Raw genomic sequence first — 332 nt, 5'->3', positions numbered from 1 at the left:
GGCCAGATCCGGTGCGATTTCGGCCAGTGGCACCAGCACGAAGGCACGCGCGTGCAGGTAAGGGTGTGGCACCTGCAGGCCCGGCTGATCGAGCACCTGCGCGCCATACAGCAGCAGGTCCAGGTCCAGCGCGCGCGGCCCCCAGTGCACCGCCGGATCGCGCACGCGGCCGAAGCGCTGCTCCAGCGCCAGCATCGCCTGCAACAACTCATCGGCCGGCAACGTGGTTTCGACCGAGGCCGCTGCATTGACGAACGGCGGCTGGTCTTCCTTGCCCCAGGCCGGCGTTGCGTAAAGCCGCGAGGCCTGGCGCAGGCGGGTCCCGGGCAGGC

1 protein-coding gene is annotated in these 332 nt (G+C 70.8%); it reads right to left on the bottom strand.

The genetic code is table 11. The features are described from left to right. Nucleotides 1–332: 2-amino-4-hydroxy-6-hydroxymethyldihydropteridine diphosphokinase (gene folK, locus EN850_RS34710; RefSeq protein ID WP_136093012.1), on the bottom strand; the 332-nt coding region annotated here is incomplete at both ends.

Source organism: Mesorhizobium sp. M8A.F.Ca.ET.207.01.1.1 (genome assembly GCF_004794715.1).
GTDB lineage: Bacteria > Pseudomonadota > Alphaproteobacteria > Rhizobiales > Rhizobiaceae > Mesorhizobium.
Note: the sequence above shows the minus strand (reverse complement) of the source record. Positions and strands in the feature narration are given on the sequence as shown.